The following is a 23,062-nucleotide window of genomic DNA, read 5'->3' on the forward strand; positions in this document are numbered from 1 at the left end:
ATAAAGATTAACTAAAATGATATAATTAACTAATTATTGTATTTTAGTTTTTAGAAAAGTGGTTGTCCTTTATAAATTCCTTCAACCTCTTACATTGATCTGCAAATTTAAATTGAATAGTAATTTCATTATTTTCATGAATATAAATAGTATCTATCAATTCTATTAATATTCCTCTATTAAGTTCTTTTATATTTTTATACTTCAAAAATGTTTTTAGATATGGATCATTATCTCCAACTCCTTTTGAAGATGATTGTATTTCAGCTTCTATATTAGATATAATGCGTCTAATTTCCTCAGCTTTAATTTCAAACCTCGATTTCATTCTAGCATACTCATTTCTACTAATTTCTTCACTTTTCCAATCCATATATAGATTATCTGTAACACAAATAATTTTTTCTAATTCTTTTTGTTTTTCATTAAGTTGTTTCTTTAATCTTGATGACTGATTGACAATTGTGGCTTGCTTATTGATTTCAGAAATAACTTCGCTCATATTTTCAACCATAGCTATCTGTATCTGAATTGCCTTTAAAACTGCTTCTTCCAGTATTTCTAGTTTAATGGAATGTCTACTACATTTAAACTTACTTTTCAATGCATATGTCGAACATATATAATAATTATATTCTTTAACAGTTCCGTCATTTAACTTATTTTTCTTTGTTTTCTTTGTCATACTTCTTTTGCAGTCAGCACATCTTAAAAATCCAGAGAACAAGTATACATTTCTTCCTTTTGGAGACATTCTTATATCTCTCTGATCTAATTCTTGAGCCTTTAAGTAAGTATCTTTGTCGATAATAGCTTCATGTGTATTTTCTACAATGAACCATTCATTTTCCGGAGTGCAAATAGTTTTATGAACTTTATAACTTATAACTCTTTGTCGTCCTTGTACCATATCTCCTATATACATTCGATTTTTTAATATAGTAGATATTGTATTCATAGACCACATACCATCCTGTTTATCTAGCTTTGGATTTTTTAACATCAAACCTTTACTATGTTTATATTTGGTAGGTGTTAATGTTCCAAGTTCATTCAGACGTCTCACAATTCCTAATTTATTTATACCCTCTTCTACTCTCCAACGGAAAATATCTCTTATAACTTGAGCAGCTTCCTCGTCAATAATAAGTTTATTCTTATTATCTGGTGACTTCTTATACCCATATGGAGCAAAAGCCCCTATAAATTCTCCATTACGACGTTTTGTATTAAATGTTCGTCGTATATCAGCAGAAGCTCTTGCAGCATACCTGTCATTCATTAATCCTGTAATAGGAACGTCCAATCCATCAGTAATTGCTTCTGGGTTTAAATAAGTATCAAATTTAGGACTTCCTAAGCAAATGAATCTTGTCCTATGTAATGGTAAAAATTCTTCTAGAAAATATCCTTGATCTGAATAATTTCTAAATGCCCTAGCTAATGTCTTACAGATAATACAATTTACTTTTCCTTGCTTTACATCTTTAATCATACGTTGAAAGCTTTCACGCTCATCATCAGTTCCTGTTAATCCATCATCAACATAAAAATCAACCAAAACATATTCCTCTTCAAACATTTCCTCTAAATATTCTTTAAGTATCTTTTTCTGGTTTATAACACTTAAACTTTCATCATTTCCATCTTCACGAGAAAGCCTAATATAAACAGCAACTTTCCATATAGTCCTGTTATTTGTCAATCTTGACTCCTGTGATTTTCTTCTACGTGGCATATTTCCTCCAATCTTCTATAATCACAACAAAATAATAACATATTTCATAACAGTTTTCAGCAGTTTTTGAGGTTTTTAAAATAGCTTATCAAACATAAATCTAGTGTATTTTCACTATCTGAAAATTTTAACCTTACAACAACATCTCCGAATATAAAGCAATATGGACTTTTCATTTCTTTTAAACATTTTTCTAAATTTTCATCATCTAAATCTTTTTGTTTATTGATAACTTTATCAATATCTATATACTTTTTATTTAGTTTTTCATTATCTTTTTTAACTATATTTACACTCATAAATTCTCCCCCAATAATATTATTTCAAGTAGTAAGATAACTTTTTTAAATCCAACAATTAGTTAACTCTACACGTTTCTCATTTGTATCCATCATCTAATACACTAATAGCGTTAGTGATATACAGAAATATAATTTATTAGGTCTTGTAAAAGATTTAATAATTTTTTTAACTTGTTGCTATAGATAACTAATATAATACTATATATTTAATTAAACAATTATACGGCTCTGGCAAGCTCCACAGGAATTTCACCTTATCCCATTCTTATGGGTATACCGTTGTTTCAAACGGGAGTATCATTATACTAATATATAAATCATGGCAGCCACTTTGCCAAAATGACTTACAGATCACTAACTTTAATCGCTCTCTTTTTAATAAAAGGTCTTGGCGAATTAGTCTGTCGGCTCATTATATATTAAATGTATATAATTGTTTTATTCAATTTTCAAAGATCTCTCTAGACCTATTCATTGAATATCGGCCTATTAAAATATATTAGAATTTAATATACTTTAATAAGCTGATATTTTTCTCAGCTAGAGGAGTACAAAAGGGGATTAAAATACTCCTATAGCTAAATTTATCTTATACGAATTTAAATTTTAAAATTTTATAAATAAGCTTTAATTCAAGTAAATTCTTTTTTTCTAAATCTAAACATTTATAAGCATTTCCTCGCTTATCATATAGAGTTTTTGTGCAAAGTTTAACAATGTAGGCTTCATAATTTTTTAAAACTATTCCTATAGCAATTATGTCACCCTTTGCAGCTGCATAAATAATGTCGTATGGTAATAATTTATTATTTTTATGTACCAAACTCATTTTTCTTTACCCCCAATATTTTTCTTAATGTTTTGATTGCAACATTTCTTTGATACCATACAGTATCTTGACTAACATTTAAAATGCCTGAAATTTCCTTATCGTTGTACCCAATAAAATATGAAAGCAAAATTATTTTTTGTCTTAATTCTGGTAACAATTTAATAGCTTCTCCTAAAGCTTCATTTACTATATGAATTTTAAATCCATTTACATTAAAGCTATAATAATCACTCAAATATAGGTCATTTGAAAAAAGGCTATTCTTTTGTTCTTCTGATAATTCGCAAAATAAAATTTGTACCTGCCTAAGATATCTATTCTTTCTCTCAATATCAATAGATTCATTTTTCAATATTTTTTTACAAAAGCTATCAAACTTATGTATCGTGGATTCTTTATTTATTGAACTATTTTTCATTTTCTCGCCTCCTCTCGCATTAAGCTAAAGTGGTGATAAATATCCTTTTTCTTCCCCCTTCTACTATTACCACGAATAGAATAGTATTAATTCCGTAAAACTTATAAAAAAGCTCGTAATTAATCATAAAAAATAATTAAGTAATAAAAAACTTTTTTACAGAAGTTATTTGGCCAACAAAAAAATGAGTATTAAATTTAATACTCATTTTTTTGTTCTAAACATGTGTGGGTACTATGAATATAAGTATTTATTTAGTAAAAATAACTAAATAACAATAAAAAATGTGTGGAATATATCTAGTTACATTCTGTAACTTAAATTAAGTTTACCATATCACCCCTTAAAATTTGTTCTATATTTTTACATATTATAAAAATATTTGATTTGTGTGAACTTAGAAGAATTATATAATCAATTTATAATTTTAATATTAGATTTTTATATAATCTACTTTAAATGTATATATTTTTCATATAAAAATAAAAAGATGAGCATCGAAACTCATCCTTTTATTTTTGATTTTAATTTTGTGTGGGAATCTACTTAGTAAATCAATAGTAATTAATATATATTATGTATGCCATATTTATCTAAGTAGTAAGTTTCTATATTTTTGTGAAATATAGATATTTTTGAAATCATTATATTTAAACTTATTTCTAATACTCAATTATATATTATTAATTTTTTTGTATTTTACTATAATATTTCCATTTAACTACATTATATAAATATATATTAGATAACAAAAATACGAGTAGTAAAAGTTACTACTCGCATTTCTGTTATTTTGTCTTAAAATAAATAAGTGTCCATTAATATTTTTAAGACAAATCAACAAAAAAGAGGTATAGTTAAGTATCAAATAAACATGGATGAATTGTTTATTTGATACATTATTTATATCATATATGCAACTTAAATATTTACCATTTTTTTCTTTAAAAACAAAAAATTAAGAATATGTTTTTTTCACACCTCTAACTTATTTTTATTATAAAACTAACTATTTTTAAATCTATTTCATTCAATTATTCATTCTTACCATATATATTCTTTATAAACTTTTCATACTTACTTATTTTAAATTATTTGAACATAAAAAATGAGTATTGATTTCAATACTCATTTTGTTATTTCACTTTATAGAATACAAATTTCATAAATAAAAACACTACTTAATAAAAATAATTAAGAAATACTTTCAAACATTAGATAGAATTTATTTAATTACATTTAGCAACTTATTTATTTCTATATTTTATTTTGCTTAAAACAAGTCCTAATAATCCAGAAAATCCTAGAGCTGAAAATCCTAATATGCTTGAATCTCCCGTTTTAGGATTTAAATTATCTTTTATTTCTTTCTTTTTATATTCTTTAACAAACTTATTAGTTTCTGGATTACTAGTTTCTGGGTTACTAGCTTCTGGGTTACTAGCTTCTGGGTTACTAGTTTCTGGGTTACTAGCTTCTGGTTTATTAGCTTCTGGGTTACTAGTTTCTGGGTTACTAGTTTCTGGGTTACTAGTTTCTGGTTTATTAGCTTCTGGGTTACTAGTTTCTGGGTTACTAGTTTCTGGGTTACTAGTTTCTGGGTTACCAGTTTCTGGGTTACTAGCTTCTGGGTTACTAGCTTCTGGTTTATTAGCTTCTGGGTTACTAGCTTCTGGGTTACTAGCTTCTGGGTTACTAGTTTCTGGGTTACTAGTTTCTGGGTTACTAGTTTCTGGTTTATTAGCTTCTGGTTTACTAGTTTCTGGGTTACTAGCTTCTGGGTTACTAGCTTCTGGGTTACTAGTTTCTGGGTTACTAGCTTCTGGTTTATTAGCTTCTGGGTTACTAGCTTCTGGTTTACTAGTTTCTGGGTTACTAGCTTCTGGTTTACTAGTTTCTGGGTTACTAGTTTCTGGGTTACTAGTTTCTGGTTTATTAGCTTCTGGTTTACTAGTTTCTGGGTTACTAGCTTCTGGGTTATTAGATTCTGGTTTACTAGCTTCTGGGTTACTAGCTTCTGGTTTACTAGTTTCTGGGTTACTAGTTTCTGGGTTATTAGCTTCTGGTTTACTAGTTTCTGGTTTATTAGCTTCTGGTTTACTAGTTTCTGGTTTATTAGCTTCTGGTTTACTAGTTTCTGGGTTACTAGCTTCTGGTTTACTAGTTCCTGGGTTACTAGTTTCTGGTTTATTAGCTTCTGGTTTACTAGTTTCTGGTTTATTAGCTTCTGGTTTACTAGTTTCTGGGTTACTAGTTTCTGGGTTATTAGCTTCTGGTTTACTAGTTTCTGGGTTACTAGCTTCTGGTTTACTAGTTCCTGGGTTACCAGGTTCCTCTTGAACCTTATCTAATATCACTAACTCTTTTTGCTTATTTCTAAAAATATCAGAAAAATGTTCTACTTCGCCGATATATTTTTCTCCCTTTCTTTTTATTTCATCAGCAATATTTCTATACTCTTCTATTTTTTCTTTAGTTAATGTTGAAGATTCTATGCTATTAAGTTTACCATTTAATGCTCTAATCTCTTTATAATACTCTTCAATTCTTTTTAAGTTTTGATTTGCAAGATTACTTATCGCTTTAAATTCTTCTTTTAATTTTGGTTTTGTAAAATTATATTCTTTGCTTTTTTCTATATTCTTACTCATATCTCCTTTTATAATTTCAAGTTTTCTTTCTAAAGCTAAAGATTTAACTCCATCTAAATATAATTTTATCTGTTCTATATCTTTTGATTTGTTAATCATTTCCTCATATGCTCCAAGGTTTACTGCAAAATCACCTCGTCCAATCTGATTATCTGGATATTGTTTTTGAAATTGTAGTTCATCTTTATCCAATTTGTCCAAAGCTATTATAGCTTCTTTCTTAATTGTTTCAACATTTTCTTTTTCACTTTCAGGATTAGTATCTTGTTTCTTCTTTTCAGAACCATATCCCTCTATTATATTTCCATCTTTATCTTCCCATCCAATTCCTATTAATCCTAGTTTTGGATTCTGTTTTTGAAGTTTAGATTCATTGTCATTATCTAATTTATTCGAATCTGTTATAGTTCCCTTCTTAATTGTTTCAACGTTCTCTTTTTCACTTTCAGGATTAGTATCTTGTTTCTTCTTTTCAGAACCATATCCCTCTATTATATTTCCATCTTTATCTTCCCATCCAATTCCTATTAATCCTAGTTCTAGATTCTGTTTATCTGATTTGTTTATTTCATTTTCTTTCGTATTTCCTGTTTCTTCTGATTTCAATTCAATAATTTGTTTATCAACTGTTTTTATCTCGTCTGCATAAACAGTTGTTAAACTAAAAGGAACATATATCCCCGTTGCTATTACAGTAGTTGTTATGGTTTTAGTTAAATTATTTTTGACTAACCTTTTTTTCTTTAACATACTAGTACACTATCCCTTCCATTTTAAAAATTATCTTAATATATAGAATAAATTTACTTTTCATGGTTTTTATTATACATTCTTTTGAAGCTATATTTCGCTCTAAATTCATTTGAAAAATAAAAAAAAATGGAATTGAATTTAATGTGTTTAATATTAAATTTAATCATTAGCATAATTCTATATGTTAAATTTATGCAATTCTATTGTGCAATTTCAATGCTATTAATATTTATAAGTTTTTAAGAAATTTTTCTTATAGTTCCCAATCAAGTTCAAATTTTATTTTTTCCTCAATAGTTCTTTCAGGGTAATTTCTGCCTTTCCATTCAGTATCCCAAGAAATATGATAAGAATTTCTTTCTCTTTTTAAAGAAACTTCTATTTGAGATTCTCTTCTTAATAACTCCTCCACATAATATACGTTTATTCTTTAATTTTTTATGTGTGACTACTATTTATCAATACTCTATTTTGTACTCACGAAAAATATATACATTAAAATTCCAATATAGATTATAATATTGTAATCACATATCCCATATTTTTTTCATCTTATGCATATTTTCTAACTCATATTTATATCTATAATCAACTTATTTCATTTATATATGATATAAATTCGTCCTTAAATTTCTTATATTTACATCTTCAATTAAATATGTAAAATTGATTAAATTTTTTTAATACAATATATTTTTACTAAATATATTAATATAATGATTTCTAAAAATACAAATAACTTAATATAAAATTTAATTTAATAATAAAAAAGATGTACAATATTCTAATCACTAATTTGTACATCTTTTTATCTTCTATTCTAATTCTTAATCATATTATGTTTTTATAAGACTTATTATATATTAATTCATATTTTCATTAATATTTTTTATATATGACTCTGTTAATTTAACCTTTTTTACTAACTCAGAAGTTAAAATAAGTCTTGCATCATCAAATTCATACGTACAAGTATATAATGTTAATAAATTAGTATCCATAGTTATATCTTTATTTTCCCAATTATCTGAGTGTTTCTTTAGATTACTTAAATAATCATCTAAATCCTTTTTATTTTTAAAATTATCATTTATATCAAAATCATCAGCTTTCATAGTACTTACTCCAAAAACTTTATATATATATACATAATCTCCAATAATTATATTTATAAAAGAATTTTCTTTAAAAAATTCTTTATTTTTAAATAAAGATAATGTTCCAAACATACTATCATTTCTCATATTATGTCCAAAAATAATTAAATTTTTTGAATTTTTTAAATTATACTTATCATAAATAAATAATGCTCCTCCTGAATTATTCTCTTTTTTAAAACTATGATTTAAATAATATTCATTATTATTTGTTTGTACTACTGGATAATTTATTTTTGTATTAGGTATGTTTATCCATAATTTGTATTCATTATTAATCTCCTTTAATTTGTTATCTATATTTTCTATATTCTCGTTATCTTTAACTATTTTTTGTATTTCTTTATTTTCTTTATCATTTTCATAATAACTAAATTGTTTATAGCCTATTTGAAAAATACAAAATAAAACTATTAAACACAATATTAATTCAACTATTCTTCTTACAAATTTCATAATTCTCCTCTTTTAAATAAACTTATACATATATTCTACTAATCATTTTGTTAACTCATTAAAAGTACTGTTAGCTTTAATTCTATGAATTTAAATAGGATATCTTTGATTATACGAGTCATTTATAACCTAATATTTTAAATAATTCATAATTGTAATATATATTTTCCACTGATTATCTATAATGTAAAAAACTTTTCTAAATAAGTTCTTCATTAATATCTTAATTATTTATAAATTTATTATTAAAATAATATATCAAGTTATTTTTCTTTTTAAGTTTTGATTTGTAAGACATATCCATGAAATAGGACAATAAATAACTTTCTTAGATAAACAATCAAACTGTGCTTCAATTACCTTTTTAAATGAAGAATTACTCATTAGCTCACCTCCCTTCTATCTAGGATGAATTGAACTATTGTTCATCCCCTTTTTCACTCCCTAACTTCTCGGAGCGGTGTCAAATTGCCGAAGTTTTCAAAAATTTTTTTAGATTTTTTCTGAGCATTAAAAAAGCCCGCACAAAACATATTGTTTGTACAGGCAAAAACCATCAAGTATTTAATTTTTAAAATTCAAGGTATGATAGCAATGTTTAGTTATTATATCTTTTTCTATGGGGTACATTCTACCAATTTTCATATAGAATTTTATTTTGGAATGCTTCATCATAGTATAGATATATTCTTCAGGTGTATGTATCTTATTACCAAAATACTTTTTAAAAGTTGCCTGTACTCTTGAATCATCACTGTATTTCTGTTCATTAATAGTAATTTGTAAAATTTCTTTGATTTCAGTTAATGACATTCCTTCGGCTTTAACACAAAACTTTAATATAAATAATCTATTTATTCCTAACACACTTTCAATACCTCTCTTCTTTCTTAATCAATGGTTTTATTTAATTATGTTTCTTCTTAAACAAAACTAACAATGCACCAAGGCTTAATACCATCTCACCTAAAAGTCCAGTGACATTTGTTGTATCTCCTGTTTTTGGATTGACAGATTCTTTTGTATTATTTGATTCCACAGGTTTACTTGATTTTGATGCTAGGTCATTTGAGCTAACTGGTACATTTGATTTTGGTGTTGAATTATTTGGTACAACTGGTTTATCACCTTTTAATTCACGGTAAACGTATGTTACTTTTGTTGTGCCTTCTGTCACTTTTCCTGTTTCTTCTCCAGCTGTTTTCTCTGGAACAATCTCATAGGTACGTCCGTCTTCTGTTACAATACGAGTTGGTTTGTTATCAGTTGTATCGTATGCTGTACCTGTTGAAGTTTCTGGTGTATCTACTACGGTTTCTTTAATCGTATTTCCAGCTTCATCTTGATAGTGTACGATAACGTCACCTTTGACTAATTCGTAGATATAGGTTACTTCACGTGTACCATGTGTTAGAATCCCTTTTTCAGAATCACCTTCTTCATCGATTTTCACATAACGATATGTTCCCTCGAATGTTTGACCATCTTCCGTGATCTCTTTTTTGATTTCCTGATTATTTTTACGGAATTCTGATGTGTCGTATTGAACATTATCATTTTTATGGAATTCAGTTGGCTCGGTATCCGTGTCGTCCTCTTTTATTCTTTCACCATTTGTGTTTACATAGTGAACAATGACACTGCCCTCATAGATGAGCGGAATCATGAAATCCTCAACCTCGCCATTTACAGCTCTACTCGTACTGTGTTCAATGTCACTCTTATTAGATGAAATTCTAACACGTGCACCAAGTTTTTCAGCATCAACTTCCGTGATAACTAAATTGTCACCAGACCATTTCAGTGTGACTTCTTGATTTTGACCAGTTACTTCAACTAATTCAGAACGTTCATTATCTGAGAAGATACCGTCATTGTTAAAGTCAACCCAGCCATAAACATATGCTGACTTATCAGAACCATCCGTGTCATTGCTTGCAATGATAGTTAACTCATAGGTATTTTTATTTGCATAGTGTGTTGTGTATGATTTATTTTTACCAACTAATTGTTCTTCACCCTCATCTGCTAATCTTGCATTTTCTAAACCTGAGTGATGATCGTCTACGAAAAAGTCGAATCGAGATCGATCGAGATTAAACTCACCATTATCATCGCTATCGATATCTGGTTGAACAGTACCAAGATATGGTTTAGTAATGGCATTACCTAAATAGTCTTTATCAGCAAGTGAGTGAGTAGCTACGCCATAGGATTCAGGAGCATCAGAATAATCTTCTACAAGGAAACCAATCGCAACCGCTTGCATACCAGATGAATTGATATAAACACCTAATTCAGAAACATTAAAGGCGCGGAAAACAGGGTACGAAGTAAGTGAGGAATAGGTACTCATTCCATTTTGCGAACCGTTCCAGTCGTATATAAAGTTATAAAAGCCACCTACTGTATGGGTGCCAATACCAGCATTATCATTTGGGTTAACATAAGCTTGCGGATTTGGGGCAGTTCCTTTTTTATAGACACCTCTAGGAACTACAGCATCTCCAGCAAACGATTCAAGCCATTTATCTTCACGTAAAGCACCCGTCAAAGTCACCGGTGTATGAATTAACCAAGGTTTATAGTGTTCTTGAGCATATGTGCCGTACAATTCCCAAGGCGTTGCATTTTTATCTGATGTCAAATAAATAAACTCGCGATTGGTTAATTCTTCTCCATCATAAGCTATGATATCAACTGGCTTAGTTGTTCCATCTTGAAGAAGTGCTTCTAATTTGAATTTTACACCGATATCACTACCATCCTTATTTGATCCAATATAATATTTTTTATTTCCAGTATTAATAGCATTGAACCTTTGCTTCAATATAGAATAATCCTGCTGTCTTACACGCATGAAATTATCTGCACCGTTGTGTGACATATTTTTTGCATTTGGATCATATACCTCGTTAGCATAGCTGGTACCATTGATCTTATCGATTAATTTAGCCATCTCAAGGTATTCATCAGTAGCTCTAAATGGCTTTGTTTCAAGTACGGTGGCGCGAATCTTATAGTTTTTTGAAACTGTCATTTCAAAGACTTGTCCAGCTTCAAATTGACCATTTTTGTAGTTACCCTTAGTAAGATTCTTTTCATCAAAATCAAAGTAAACCACGTTTCTAAAATCTTGAGCCTTTAAACTCTTTCCATTTGGACCATGAGGATTATTTGCATGAAACTGTTCTAATGTCACTGAACCACGCGGTATGCTATATGCTTCATCACGACTATATGGACGACCTAAGTTTTGAGAACCCTCTTGAGTCACCTCAGTTTCAGCACTGCGTTCTTTTAAAATATTCGTTGCTGAGACTGCTTCTTCTGTATTCGCAGTTTCCACTTCTTCTGTAGGCTGATTATCCGTTTCAGCACTACGTTCTTCTACAACCTCTGTTGCAGGTTCTTCACTTACTTCTGAATTGTTTTCTGATGCAACTGTTTCCGAATGAGCATTTGCCGTACTCACCTCAGGAGATTCATTCTCTTCTACAACTTCACTATTAGGTTGAAGATAATTTTCGCTATTATTTAGATTCTCATCAGTTATTGAATCTTCATTATTGGTAGGTTTTTCATTACTAACAGCAGTATCGGAAGCCACACTATCTGTTTCTGTTGTTGCTGAAGTATTTTCTGCTGCTTGAACAGTAACTCCTGTTCCAAAGAAAACCACACAACCTAAGACACAAGATACAACACCGATACTTAATTTTCTTAAACCGTACTTTACTTTACGATTTTCTTCTATTAAAGGTCGATTGCCTTTTGATTTATACTCATACTTCATTGTGTTTTCCCCTTTCTTTACCTTTTTTGTGTATTTTCCACTTCTTCTTTCGACTTATCCATAGCTTGATTTGCTTCATTCTTAGCATTTTGTATATTTTCATTACTTGTCTTAACTATTCCATTGTAAGTGCTATCATATTAATTGTTTTCCATTTGTCAATGTAGCATTTATATCTGGAGTAGTTGTTGCATCATCAATTGCTTTTTCAGCAGCTTCTTCTACTTTCGCTACTTTTTCTTTTGCTTCTGTTTTAAGTTAAGCTATCAATATCTTTTCCCGTATTTGATTCCTTTTGTACTATTTCTTGTTTTGCATTATTTTTAGCGTTTGCTTGATTTTTTGCATTATATTTACCATCTTTATATCCTATAATTTTATATTGTTTATCTTAAATAAAATTATTATCAGGTTAAAGCTTCTTCATTTACTAAAGTAGACAATATACCAACTGATACCACGGCAATTGCTGTTCCTGTAACTGATAACCTTTTAATTTTAGACATTTTTTTATTCATATTTTAATCACCTCAAATTCCAAAATATTTTCTTCATGTATAAAAATATAATTTTTTAAAATTTTGATTTGTTAAATCAAACGTTTGCATCATTATTTAGGTCTAAACCATCTGTCTTTACTCATATAATCATTGCTCCTTTGTATAAAATTAATTAATTTAACATCAATTAATTTATTAATTTAAATTTCAATAATTACATTTTTAATTTCTATTTTTTAAAATACTGTGCCTATATATTAATAATAATTATTTTTTTGCAATAATTACTTTCATCTTTTTTTGTAGAAATAAAAAAAAGAGAAAGAATATAATTAAAAAAATTAATTATATTCTTTCTCTAAATTTTCTCTTTTTGATATTTTCACTTAATTATATCTTAATTTTCCCATAATAAATTCATATTTTTTCGATTAGTAAAAAATGTTGTTTGAAAAATAGAATCTTTTATATTATAATAAACAAAAATTACATTATAATGTAAATTTCTATTAAAAAAATAAATCTTGCTTATCTATATTATAAAAAAGAAGTATTTTTATTGTTATTAATACTATGCCTAATTATTATTTTGCATTTTGTATAGCTTATTTAAAAACTTATATAACTATGTAAAAATCTTTAAAAATATATATTTTTTATATAAAGGAGAGTATCATGTTTAAAGAAGATTTATTAGAACTATCAGAAAAAACTGAAATTGAAATTTTAAAAAAACTTTATATTAATAATGGAAATTTTTCTAAACACAACATGTGTACTGAATTAAATATTTCTTTTCCAACACTAAAACATTATATAAAAAATATTAATACAATGTTTTCTAATTATTATGATGATAAAATTAATATCTATATTAACAAAGAAATTATATTTTTAAAATATGACATTGATATTAGCTTAGATAATTTTGTTTCAATATATATAAAAAACTCATTAAAATATAAATTATTATCTATGTTTTATTATTATAAAGATTTAAATAGTATTAAATTAAGTACTCAATTAAATGTAAGTCTATCAACGATTAATAGGAAAATTAAAGAATGTAATGAACTACTTGCTCCTTTCAATTTAAAAATAAAAAATTTTGAATTAAAAGGCTCTCCTATTCAGTTTGCTTATTTTTATTATTCTTTTTTTAGAAATAGCGGTGTAAATAAACAAATTAAACCAACTTGCAATGATAAGGATTTAGTCAAATTCTTAGAAAAGGTTTTATCTTTTAAATTTGCTTATTCATATAAATTAAACATATATATTTGGTCAAAAATAATTTTAAGGCACAGAGATAAATTTAATGAAGAAAATTTTTCAGATGAATTTTCTTTATCAAATTTAACCAATTTAAAAGACAACATTATTTTTAAAAACCTCGAATTATTTTACTCTAGATTTTTAATTAATAAAAAATACTTAGCTTTTGTAACAACTTGCTTTTTAAAAAGTTTTGGTGGTTTACCATTTGAAGATAATATAGATCAAAACACTCCTTTTATTTTGTCTAATTTTATTTTAGCAAATATAAAATCTTTATTTTCTAATAATTATTTTAGATTTTCTAAAGTATTTAAAAATAATATTCTAACTTATTGTAATCGACAATTTTATTTTAAAGGTGTATTTTATTCTATCGATAAAAATTTTAGAGATTTTTATTTAAATACTCATTTAAGTTTTTTAAAAAATCACTTCATAACAAATTTATTTAAAAACATACAATCGTACTTTAACTTAAATTATTTTGACTTTGATTGTTTTAAGTTTTTAATAGTACTAAACTTATCAATTTTAAATGAAGATAATAAATATCAATTTATAGATAAAACTAATAAATACACTTTAAAGATTGGAGTTTTATCAAAGACAGATAATTTAGTTTTAGAAATCAAAATTAGAGAGTTTAATAATTTTCTAAAACGAAGATTTAATGCAAAAGCTGAAATTTTTTATGAAGAAAATTTAAATAGCTATGACTTAATAATAACTAATATGCATGATAAATTTTTAGATGGTTTAACAATTAATGTTTTTAGATACACTTACCTAGGTATTGAATACGATTCTAAAAATTTAATCGAAGCTTTGAATTCTATAGAAAAAGAAAGAATAAAAAAACTAGAAATGTAGTTCACTTATCATATTTAATAGTATCAAGAGATGTACTTTATGAAGTTTTAAATAGTACATCTCTTTTTAAGTTTTATTATATATATTTTTAATATTTTATTTTTCAGGATAAATTTCTTCATCCGGAACCCAAGCTTTTCCGAAATTTACATCTTTAAACAAGTAAGTAAGACCTGTAATCTGTTTTAATCTCAAAATTTCATCTTTATCCATACCCAAATGCTTAGATATCCATGCATCACTTCTACCAATTTCATGAAGCTCACGTATAATATTGCTCATCAAATCTACATCATGTGACCCCCTTGCTCTATTATGTCGTATTGTACTTGCCATCCTGCAATCTAATGGTTTATCTATAATAACAACAGGTATTTTACCATTCTCTCTTTCATAAATATCTTTATAGTCCATCATAATACGATATCTATGAAATCCATCTACTATTATATATCTATCTTTTCCTCTTGAGTAATAACATACTATAGGCTGAGTATATCCATCTTCTTTAATACTATCGTATAACAATTTCATTTCGGGTGGAGCTACTGCATTAGGATTGTATGTATTAGGAATTATTTTTTCCACTGGTATTGCAGCTATATTATAGACAGGACTTTTAAAACTCATTATTTTTCCTCCAATCCTTTATATTTTTTTCTTATTATATCAATTTTTCTTTGTTCATCACTCTTAACACTAAATCCCATGAAACGGCATAAATGATCATTTTTTAAAATACAATAACACATTCTCTTCCAAGAAGGTATATCTTTTGTACTTTTTATATCATCTGTATTATCTGGAATCTTCTGAATAAAAATTATTCTAGATTTTTTATCTAATGTATAATTTGAAATTCCATTTCTCTTTATTTTATATCCATTATCTAAAAGTTCTTTAATGGTTTCTTCTGATAATCCTCCCCCCGTTTTATGCCAGAAGTTTATAGAAGTATTAAATTTTTTCACGTAACTATTTCTAACTCTATCTGGAAGCGTATCCAAAAGAAATTTTGTATATGATTTCCATGTATATCCCTCTGGCAGAGTAATATTTCTATATCCAACAGCCTTAGTTTTACCGTAAATAGATGCAAAATTAACACCTTGCACCCTACCTACAAGTTTTGTCCATGTCTTAGGTTCTAGTACTCTATAAAGATTTAATGCATCTTTTGCGTAATCATTAAATGGAGAAGCAACTCTCATCTGACTTGGTTTTAAACCCGCTTTATAATATAAATCATATAATTTATTATATTCATATCCAAATTTATAATAAGCTGTCCAAATATCAGATGTAGTCCAATCATATAAAGGTGAAGCTGACCAAACATCTTTAAATTGTTTGGAAATCCAACACTCTCCTTTATATCCATTTTTTTTATTTAAAAATCCACTATATCTTTGAAGTGATTCATCTGCTCTAATTCCTAAAAGACAAACTGTTTTTTTATCATTATGTACTTGCTTGTACCATCTTCCAAACTGCTTAGCCAAATCTTCTTGCAACATACGATATTTATATAAATAAAATGGATTATTATTCACATGGATAACATAAGGTTTATCTGGAATATTTCTTACCCAAATATCTTTATTCTTATCATCCCAAGGATACCAATATAATTGATAATTACTAAGTGAAGTTCTTACAGCCATAGGTAAACATACCCAATAAGGTTCAATATCAGAAATATATTTTTCAAAAATTTTTTCTACAAATTCAGTTGTCACTTGATATTGAGCTTCAAAATCTTGATGAAATACTCCAATCTTATTGGATAAATTATTTCTTTTTTTATAATCCATTACTAAATGCAATAATAATGCACTATCTTTTCCACCACTAAAAGAAATAAATATATTTTCAAACTCTTGAAAAATTAAATTTAATCTTTGCTGAAGTGCTTCATAAACATTTATATCTTGATATTTACGTTGCACATTACCCCTCCTATTTTTCAAATTCTTATATTTTATTAAGCTTCTAATTACCTTCTTTCTCTAAAATTTAAATCACTGTTTTAAGCACCTAAATATCTCTATAATTTTCATTGCATTGTTTTACAATTTTTACAAAAGAAAAAGTAGTGCATATAATCACTATTCCCAATAAAAATATACTTATTTCTGGGACACTTAATATTAAATTAGGTAATATCATCATGCTTAACCAATTAAAAATCAAGTTTACTATTATACTTCCTAATATAGATTCAGCATATATATATTAATGCTAATACTATTCCTAAAATAAATGTATAAATACCTTGAACTAAATTCAAATGCATAACACCCCAAATTAAAGCTTGCAATATAACTGATATTGCAATATTAAAATTATTCTTCATATATCCGAAAATAATTCCCCTATATAATATCTCTTCATATACTGGTATTAAAATTATATTTATAATCATTTGCAATAAAGGTGAAGTAAAATCTTCTATTTGATTTAAATTACTATTATTCTCAAAAATAAAATTACTCAAAATAATATTTAAAAATAACATCAGTATAGTTATACCTAATCCTAAAATAACTATATTAAATAATTTTTTAATTGAAAAAATTTTAAAACTAATTATATCTTCTATTCTATAATCAAATTGTAAAAAAAATAAAGATATAATTATAAGTACTACTAAATTTCAAGCTAACACTATAGCGTTACCTATATTTAGTCCAAATATTGAAACAACTCCTTGTATAGCTTCTATTACAATTAGATTTAAAACAGGTAATCCTATACATACTCCTATTGTTTTCGATATTTTTTCCAAATCAAATCCTCCTTATAATGATAATAAAAAGTATGTCACTAATTTATAAAAACAAATCTATAATTATCTCAATCAAAACCGATAAATCAACTTAATACTTAAATTTTTTATTTAAATTTATACACTTGTGAACAGATACTGATATTGCATTTTTAGGACACACCTCTATGCACTTTCCACATCTTATACATTCAATACTATTAGGTGTTTTATTCACAGCTATATTCATATCGCAGTTTTTATAGCATAAATTACATTTTGTACACTTATTGTTATTTATTTCATACTTATAAATAGAATATTTATTTAAAAAACCATATATAGCACCTAAAGGACAAATATATTTACAAAATGGTCTATATATCATTGTTGATAAAACAACAATAACTATTAAAATTAATAATTTCCAAACAAATAAAAAACCTATTGAATTGCTAAGTGAACTATTCATTAAGATAAGAGGAATACCAGCCATTAATGTCCCTGAAGGACAAATCAACTTACAAAACCATGGCTTTCCATAGCCCGAATAATTCACTAAAACAATTGGAAATATAACTACAAATATTATCAATATAATGTATTTAATTCCTCTTAAAGCTTTATCAATAGGAACTTTTTTTATCTTTTTCACATAAGGAATCTTATACAATAAATCTTGTACTAATCCAAACGGACATAGCCATCCACACACAAACCTCCCTAAAGTTGAACCAATAATCATTAAAAATCCAATTAGATAAAATGAAAACTTAAAATCTCTATTCCCAATAATTGCTTGAATAGATCCAATTGGACAAGATGCTATTGCACCTGGACATGAATAGCAATTCAGCCCAGGTGCACATATATTTTTTATATCACCTTTATATATTTTTCCACTCATATATCCCAACAAATAACCATTAGTTAATGCTGTAAATATAATTTGAATAGTTAACCTAAATTTAGATCTTATAACATTTATTAAATTCATATAATCACCTATCCAATACCAATACATTCCAAACATATAATTTTAGATTTTTTAGCAACTACTAGATATTCTCCCCTATGAATACCTATCAAAAAAAATACTATACCTAAACTTATTAAAAACAAACCTATTTTATTTTTTATAATAAAATTACTCACTGCCATCAACCTTTTTTAAAACTTCTTTTATCTTGTTCTTCCACCCTTTATAATCATTAGCCCCCTCTACTTTTTCCACAATATTCCCATTTTTATCTACAAAAAATGTTGTAGGAACCACATCTAACATTTTGAAGACATCACTATCTAACATTTCACTTGATAAAATAAGTTGTTGATAAGTTGCTTTAGACTTTTCTAGTATTTCTTCTACTACTTTTTTTCTTTATCTTTTAATCCAAGCCCAGATTCTAATATTAACCCTTTTATTGAAACTCCTTTTGTCTCATACTCTTTATTGATTTTATCTAATATTGGTATTTCATCAATGCAAGGAGTACATCCTGTATTCCAAACATTAATTAATGTAAGCTTTTTATCTGCAAAAATAGAACCATCTACTTTATTTCCATTAATATTTGTAGTTTTCATATTTTTAAAAACATTACTAGATGAACTACTATTACTAGTACATCCTACAATTCCAACCGTAAAAATAATTGATAATATTAATACAATATTCTTTTTTATTTTTTTAATATTCATGTATTCCCTCCAATAAAATATTATTGCTTTTTACTATCATAAATCTTCTATTTTATTATTGATGATATCATAATTAAATTTAGCATTTTTACCATATTCTTATTTGTTTATAAAAAAATTTGAATTATTATAGAATTATTATAATTCTATAATAAATTATCTCATTCTTAATAAAATTAAAATCCAAACTAAAAATATAGTACACATATATTTTATATTCAATATATATGTACTACATTTTAATAAGTGTTTTAATATTATATTATTTAGATTTCAATTTATTTTTTAGTAATCAAAATTAATACAAAACTTTTTCATTATCTCACTAAATACATTCCAATATCTTCAACATCTCCAGTAATGTTTCCACCTTTAACTTTTAATACCTTTCCTTTATATGTTAATGTAATAATAGGTTCAGTCCAACTTTTATCTTTAGGAATCATATCTTCTGTTACCTCAGCATCTTGTTTCAGAGATATTGTTATTCCTAATTTTTCAAGATCTTCATAATCAATAAATCCTGTCTTCTTGAAATATTCAACATTTTTTATTTTTTTAATTTCATCTTCTGTAAATAAATCTTTTATTACCCCTTGATCTCTAGTTTTAAATTGGAACTTGGTACCTGTCCAATCAATTTTTTGACCAACTTTTATTCTTCCGCTATATTTTTCATATATTGTAGAATCATTTAAATATATTCTAGCATAACTTACTTTTTCTAAACTGTCATTTATATTATTTTCAGAACTTTCTATAGATTTAAAGTTTATGAAAAATGCACTTGAAATATTTTTATTTTTTATTTGATCATCTCTTTTTGGCTCAAAATAATAATACCCATTAGGGCCTTCTACTATATCTTTTAACTCTAATTGATATTTGTCCCCATTTAATGATACTAATCTAATTAATGTTTTTTTCTTATCTATATCAGAAATTTTCACTTCTTGAGAATGATGAATGTTATTATCATTATTAAATTTTTTCAAATCAGTAACTTTATTCCACGTAATCCCATTATCAATACTATATTCCATTCCTATTATGTAATTGTTATTAATCATTATTGGAACTATTGTTAATGTATCCTTATATAAGGACTTCTTATGTTCTATAACAACATCTATATTATGATTTGTTTCATAATCATTTAAATCCATTCCATGATAAATAGTTTTTCTTGTATTTTTTTCATAGATTTCTATACCATTTTCTTCAAATTTATCATATGATATTTCATTTTCTTTTCCATCTCGCATTGATAATGTTACTTTTAAATCTGATAAATTCAATTTTTCTTTTTTATTTATCTCTATCTTTTTAGAATTAGGAGCTTTTATTTTTAAACTACTAATAATATTTCCCGTTTTATAATCATTAGCTGATTTATCCATAGCATCTTTTACAGATTTAGCAATTCCTCTAGCACTATATGTAGCTCCTGAAACAACATCAAAAACAATAGCATTTTTTTGTTCTTTCAAATACTCTCTTACAACTTCATAAATTTTTTTGCGTGCATCAGAAGTATCTTTATTTATACTTTTTAATTTTTCTGCATAATCACCTATTAACTCTTTTCCTTTCTCATAATAATTACTTGATTTATAAATTTCATCACCTATTTTTTCACTAATTAATAAATCATTAATTGTTTTTTCAGTATCATTTTTCAAAAGATCAACAACTTTTACAGCTTTATCTCTAAAAGGTTCGTCATCATCTCCATAATCACCTGATTCTTTTGTTGCAACATTTATACTTTTTATTTTATTATTTTCAAATACTACCTCTGACTTAATTGGCTTACCTGTCCATCCTGTTCCTACACCTATGTACTCACCATCTAAATATTTAATATCCTTAACATTCAAATTGTCTTCTCTGTCATTATTTTCATATTTTTCTAGATTTTCCTTTTGATTCTTTGTGATTTCATTCTTTTTATTATCTAAAGTTTCTTTTGGCTCATTATTTTCTGATATATTAATATTTTTAGAAATAGTACTTGTATTAGAAGAAATACTAGTGTCTTTCTTAATTGCTTTATTTAATGCCTCATTAACTGAATTTAATATTCCTTTACTTGAATAAGTAGCTCCTGAAACTGTATCAACCCCACTAGTACCTTGATTCTTTAATATTTTAAATATCAACCTCTTAGCATTATTGAAAAATTCATCATCATCATTGTGATTAATTATTTCAACATTTACTAATGTACCATTTTTTATTATAACTTTTACTTTTACATTCCCTTTAAATCCTTTAGCTTCTCCAATATATTCTCCATCTTTAAATTTATGTTCTCCTAAGTTTTTATTACTATTTTTATTTTCATCTATTCTTATACTACTTTGCTTTAAAATATCTTTTATATTAATTTGTGTAGTATTATTTCCCTTAGATACACTATTATTTTCAGCAATTTTTATGGTATTAATTATTCCCTTATTTTCTTTAGCTACTTTATTTAAAGCTGAATTAACAGCATTTAATATTCCTCTACTTGAATAAGTAGCTCCTGAAACTGTATCAACTCCAGCAGTTCCTTGATTTTTAACTATTTTAATAATTACTCCTTTAGCTTTATTGAAAAACTCTGCATCATCATTATGACTAATTACTTTAACATCTGATAATTTACCATCGCTTATTATAACCTTTACTTTTATATTTCCCTTAAACCCTATAGCTTCTCCTATGTATTCTCCATCTTTAAGCTTATATTCTTTTAAATCTACGCTTTTAACGTTTTGAGAAGTATTATTAGATTTTAAGTTACTAGTTTTACTACTATTTTTAGATACACTCACTTCTTTATTATTTGCCTCTATATTAAAACCCGCTTTAGATAAGGCATCTCTAACAGCATTTTTTATTCCATCAGAAGTTAAAGTTGCTCCTGAAATAGCATCCACATTAGTAGAATTTTCTTTTAAAATACTTGCAATAACTTTACTACCATTCTCATAATATTTTGGTGTTTCTGAATGAGAAACTACTTCAATATTTTTAATTTTACCATTCTCTATAGTAACCTTTACCTTAATATCTCCACCATAACCTTTTGAAACTCCTAAATATGTTCCATCTTTTATTCCACTTAAACTTATATCTTTTTCATCTTTTTTATTGTCAACATCCTCTTTATCTTTATTATCAGTTTCCATAGTATTTAATCTATTCTTTTGGAGATCTACATTTTTATTACTAAGTATGTTATAAGGATCTATTATTGCAAAACTTGTTGCTCCAATCATTCCTGTAATAAGAATTCCCCCGGCAATTATTTTTGATTTATTCTTCATAAATTTTCCTCCTTATTTAGCATTTTTCAATGCATTTTCCACAGCTGAAATTATTCCTTTTGAACTATAAGTAGCTCCACTTACCGAATCAACTTTTGAACTTTGCTTTTTAATTATTGTAGGTATTAATTTTTTAGCTTCATTTAAATACTCATCATCATCACCTGAATTTAGTATATCTATTTTTTCAATCCTTCCATTCTTAACTTCAAGTGACACTTTAATTTTTCCGTTAAATCCTTCTCCTTCCCCCTCAAAAATACCATCTTTAAAAGCAACCAAATTATCATCAATACTAGCCTTTTCATTTTTACTTTCTTTTACACTAACGTTTTTTTCTGAACACCCAGAAAGTGCTACTCCTAAAGAGATAATACCTATTGAAAAAATCAACTTTTTATTCATCATAATACTCCTTTTAAAATTTATATATAATAATTATCATTATCAATAAACCAATTTATTTAAATAAATATTTTTTAAATCTTTTCATATCTAATTTTTAAGAAATCACTTCAGTTAAAAA

At 26.3% G+C, this 23,062-nt stretch carries 21 protein-coding genes; 1 reads left to right on the top strand and 20 read right to left on the bottom strand.

Going from position 1 to position 23,062, the window contains the following annotated elements:
- Positions 1-43: 43 nt before the first annotated feature.
- From AC4FQ1_RS02770 to AC4FQ1_RS02815, 10 genes are all read right to left on the bottom strand, one after another.
- Positions 44-1,738, bottom strand: a complete 1,695-nt coding sequence (locus tag AC4FQ1_RS02770) for a recombinase family protein (protein ID WP_491168871.1) — start codon at positions 1,736-1,738, stop codon at positions 44-46.
- Positions 1,739-1,794: 56 nt separating this feature from the next.
- Complete coding sequence (locus AC4FQ1_RS02775; RefSeq protein WP_057537815.1) at positions 1,795-2,037, bottom strand: DUF6870 family protein; 243 nt, start codon at positions 2,035-2,037, stop codon at positions 1,795-1,797.
- 592 nt (positions 2,038-2,629) lie between these two features.
- Positions 2,630-2,869 carry a helix-turn-helix domain-containing protein gene (locus AC4FQ1_RS02780; RefSeq protein ID WP_022618921.1) on the bottom strand — a complete coding sequence of 80 codons (240 nt, stop codon included), beginning with the start codon at positions 2,867-2,869 and terminating at the stop codon, positions 2,630-2,632.
- Complete coding sequence (locus AC4FQ1_RS02785; protein WP_022618922.1) at positions 2,853-3,290, bottom strand: RNA polymerase sigma factor; 438 nt, start codon at positions 3,288-3,290, stop codon at positions 2,853-2,855. The genes AC4FQ1_RS02780 and AC4FQ1_RS02785 overlap by 17 nt, the downstream gene beginning before the upstream one ends.
- 1,360 nt (positions 3,291-4,650) lie before the next feature.
- Complete coding sequence (locus AC4FQ1_RS02790; RefSeq protein WP_491168972.1) at positions 4,651-5,637, bottom strand: histone H1-like repetitive region-containing protein; 987 nt, start codon at positions 5,635-5,637, stop codon at positions 4,651-4,653.
- Between the two features lie 1,310 nt (positions 5,638-6,947).
- The gene (locus tag AC4FQ1_RS02795; protein ID WP_155485237.1) at positions 6,948-7,106 is read right to left on the bottom strand and encodes a hypothetical protein; all 159 of its coding nucleotides are present in this window, start codon (positions 7,104-7,106) and stop codon (positions 6,948-6,950) included.
- Positions 7,107-7,557: 451 nt separating this feature from the next.
- A complete protein-coding gene (gene srtB / locus AC4FQ1_RS02800) occupies positions 7,558-8,307 on the bottom strand; it encodes a class B sortase (protein WP_057537813.1) in 750 nt (249 codons plus the stop codon).
- A gap of 258 nt (positions 8,308-8,565) precedes the next feature.
- Positions 8,566-8,691 (bottom strand): hypothetical protein, encoded by a 126-nt coding sequence (locus tag AC4FQ1_RS02805; RefSeq protein WP_278308153.1) that lies wholly within the window; start codon positions 8,689-8,691, stop codon positions 8,566-8,568.
- 180 nt (positions 8,692-8,871) lie between these two features.
- Complete coding sequence (locus AC4FQ1_RS02810; protein ID WP_491168872.1) at positions 8,872-9,174, bottom strand: hypothetical protein; 303 nt, start codon at positions 9,172-9,174, stop codon at positions 8,872-8,874.
- 40 nt (positions 9,175-9,214) lie between these two features.
- Positions 9,215-12,103, bottom strand: a complete 2,889-nt coding sequence (locus AC4FQ1_RS02815) for a CshA/CshB family fibrillar adhesin-related protein (RefSeq protein WP_491168873.1) — start codon at positions 12,101-12,103, stop codon at positions 9,215-9,217.
- A 1,175-nt stretch (positions 12,104-13,278) separates the two neighbouring features.
- On the opposite strand from AC4FQ1_RS02815, the gene AC4FQ1_RS02820 reads away from it, so the two are divergent.
- Complete coding sequence (locus AC4FQ1_RS02820) at positions 13,279-14,751, top strand: AcpB/EbpR/MafR family transcriptional regulator (RefSeq protein WP_057537811.1); 1,473 nt, start codon at positions 13,279-13,281, stop codon at positions 14,749-14,751.
- Positions 14,752-14,847: 96 nt separating this feature from the next.
- Here AC4FQ1_RS02820 and AC4FQ1_RS02825 read toward each other — a convergent pair whose 3' ends face one another.
- The 10 genes from AC4FQ1_RS02825 to AC4FQ1_RS02870 all read right to left on the bottom strand — a co-directional run bounded on the left by AC4FQ1_RS02825 (position 14,848) and on the right by AC4FQ1_RS02870 (position 22,941).
- Positions 14,848-15,381, bottom strand: coding sequence for an IbrB-like domain-containing protein (locus AC4FQ1_RS02825; RefSeq protein ID WP_057537810.1), 534 nt, complete (start codon positions 15,379-15,381; stop codon positions 14,848-14,850).
- Positions 15,381-16,700, bottom strand: a complete 1,320-nt coding sequence (locus AC4FQ1_RS02830; RefSeq protein WP_057537809.1) for a phosphoadenosine phosphosulfate reductase — start codon at positions 16,698-16,700, stop codon at positions 15,381-15,383. The genes AC4FQ1_RS02825 and AC4FQ1_RS02830 overlap by 1 nt, the downstream gene beginning before the upstream one ends.
- A gap of 272 nt (positions 16,701-16,972) precedes the next feature.
- Positions 16,973-17,248, bottom strand: coding sequence for a CPBP family intramembrane glutamic endopeptidase (locus tag AC4FQ1_RS02835; RefSeq protein ID WP_491168874.1), 276 nt, complete (start codon positions 17,246-17,248; stop codon positions 16,973-16,975).
- Between the two features lie 159 nt (positions 17,249-17,407).
- Positions 17,408-17,539: a hypothetical protein gene (locus AC4FQ1_RS02840; protein WP_278308152.1), complete on the bottom strand. Its 132-nt coding sequence runs from the start codon at positions 17,537-17,539 to the stop codon at positions 17,408-17,410.
- Positions 17,540-17,630: 91 nt separating this feature from the next.
- Positions 17,631-18,551: a 4Fe-4S binding protein gene (locus tag AC4FQ1_RS02845; protein WP_330374972.1), complete on the bottom strand. Its 921-nt coding sequence runs from the start codon at positions 18,549-18,551 to the stop codon at positions 17,631-17,633.
- Positions 18,524-18,679, bottom strand: a complete 156-nt coding sequence (locus AC4FQ1_RS02850; protein WP_334291066.1) for a CD1871A family CXXC motif-containing protein — start codon at positions 18,677-18,679, stop codon at positions 18,524-18,526. Before AC4FQ1_RS02850 ends, AC4FQ1_RS02845 begins: the two co-directional genes overlap by 28 nt.
- Complete coding sequence (locus tag AC4FQ1_RS02855; RefSeq protein WP_491168875.1) at positions 18,666-18,803, bottom strand: TlpA family protein disulfide reductase; 138 nt, start codon at positions 18,801-18,803, stop codon at positions 18,666-18,668. The genes AC4FQ1_RS02850 and AC4FQ1_RS02855 overlap by 14 nt, the downstream gene beginning before the upstream one ends.
- A gap of 83 nt (positions 18,804-18,886) precedes the next feature.
- Positions 18,887-19,219 (bottom strand): redoxin family protein, encoded by a 333-nt coding sequence (locus AC4FQ1_RS02860; RefSeq protein WP_491168876.1) that lies wholly within the window; start codon positions 19,217-19,219, stop codon positions 18,887-18,889.
- A gap of 317 nt (positions 19,220-19,536) precedes the next feature.
- On the bottom strand, positions 19,537-22,536 hold the full coding sequence (locus AC4FQ1_RS02865; RefSeq protein WP_491168877.1) for an FMN-binding protein: 3,000 nt from the start codon (positions 22,534-22,536) through the stop codon (positions 19,537-19,539).
- A 12-nt stretch (positions 22,537-22,548) separates the two neighbouring features.
- Positions 22,549-22,941, bottom strand: coding sequence for an FMN-binding protein (locus AC4FQ1_RS02870; protein WP_057537805.1), 393 nt, complete (start codon positions 22,939-22,941; stop codon positions 22,549-22,551).
- Positions 22,942-23,062: the final 121 nt, after the last annotated feature.

The organism is Clostridium sp. TJA020, from assembly GCF_058310295.1.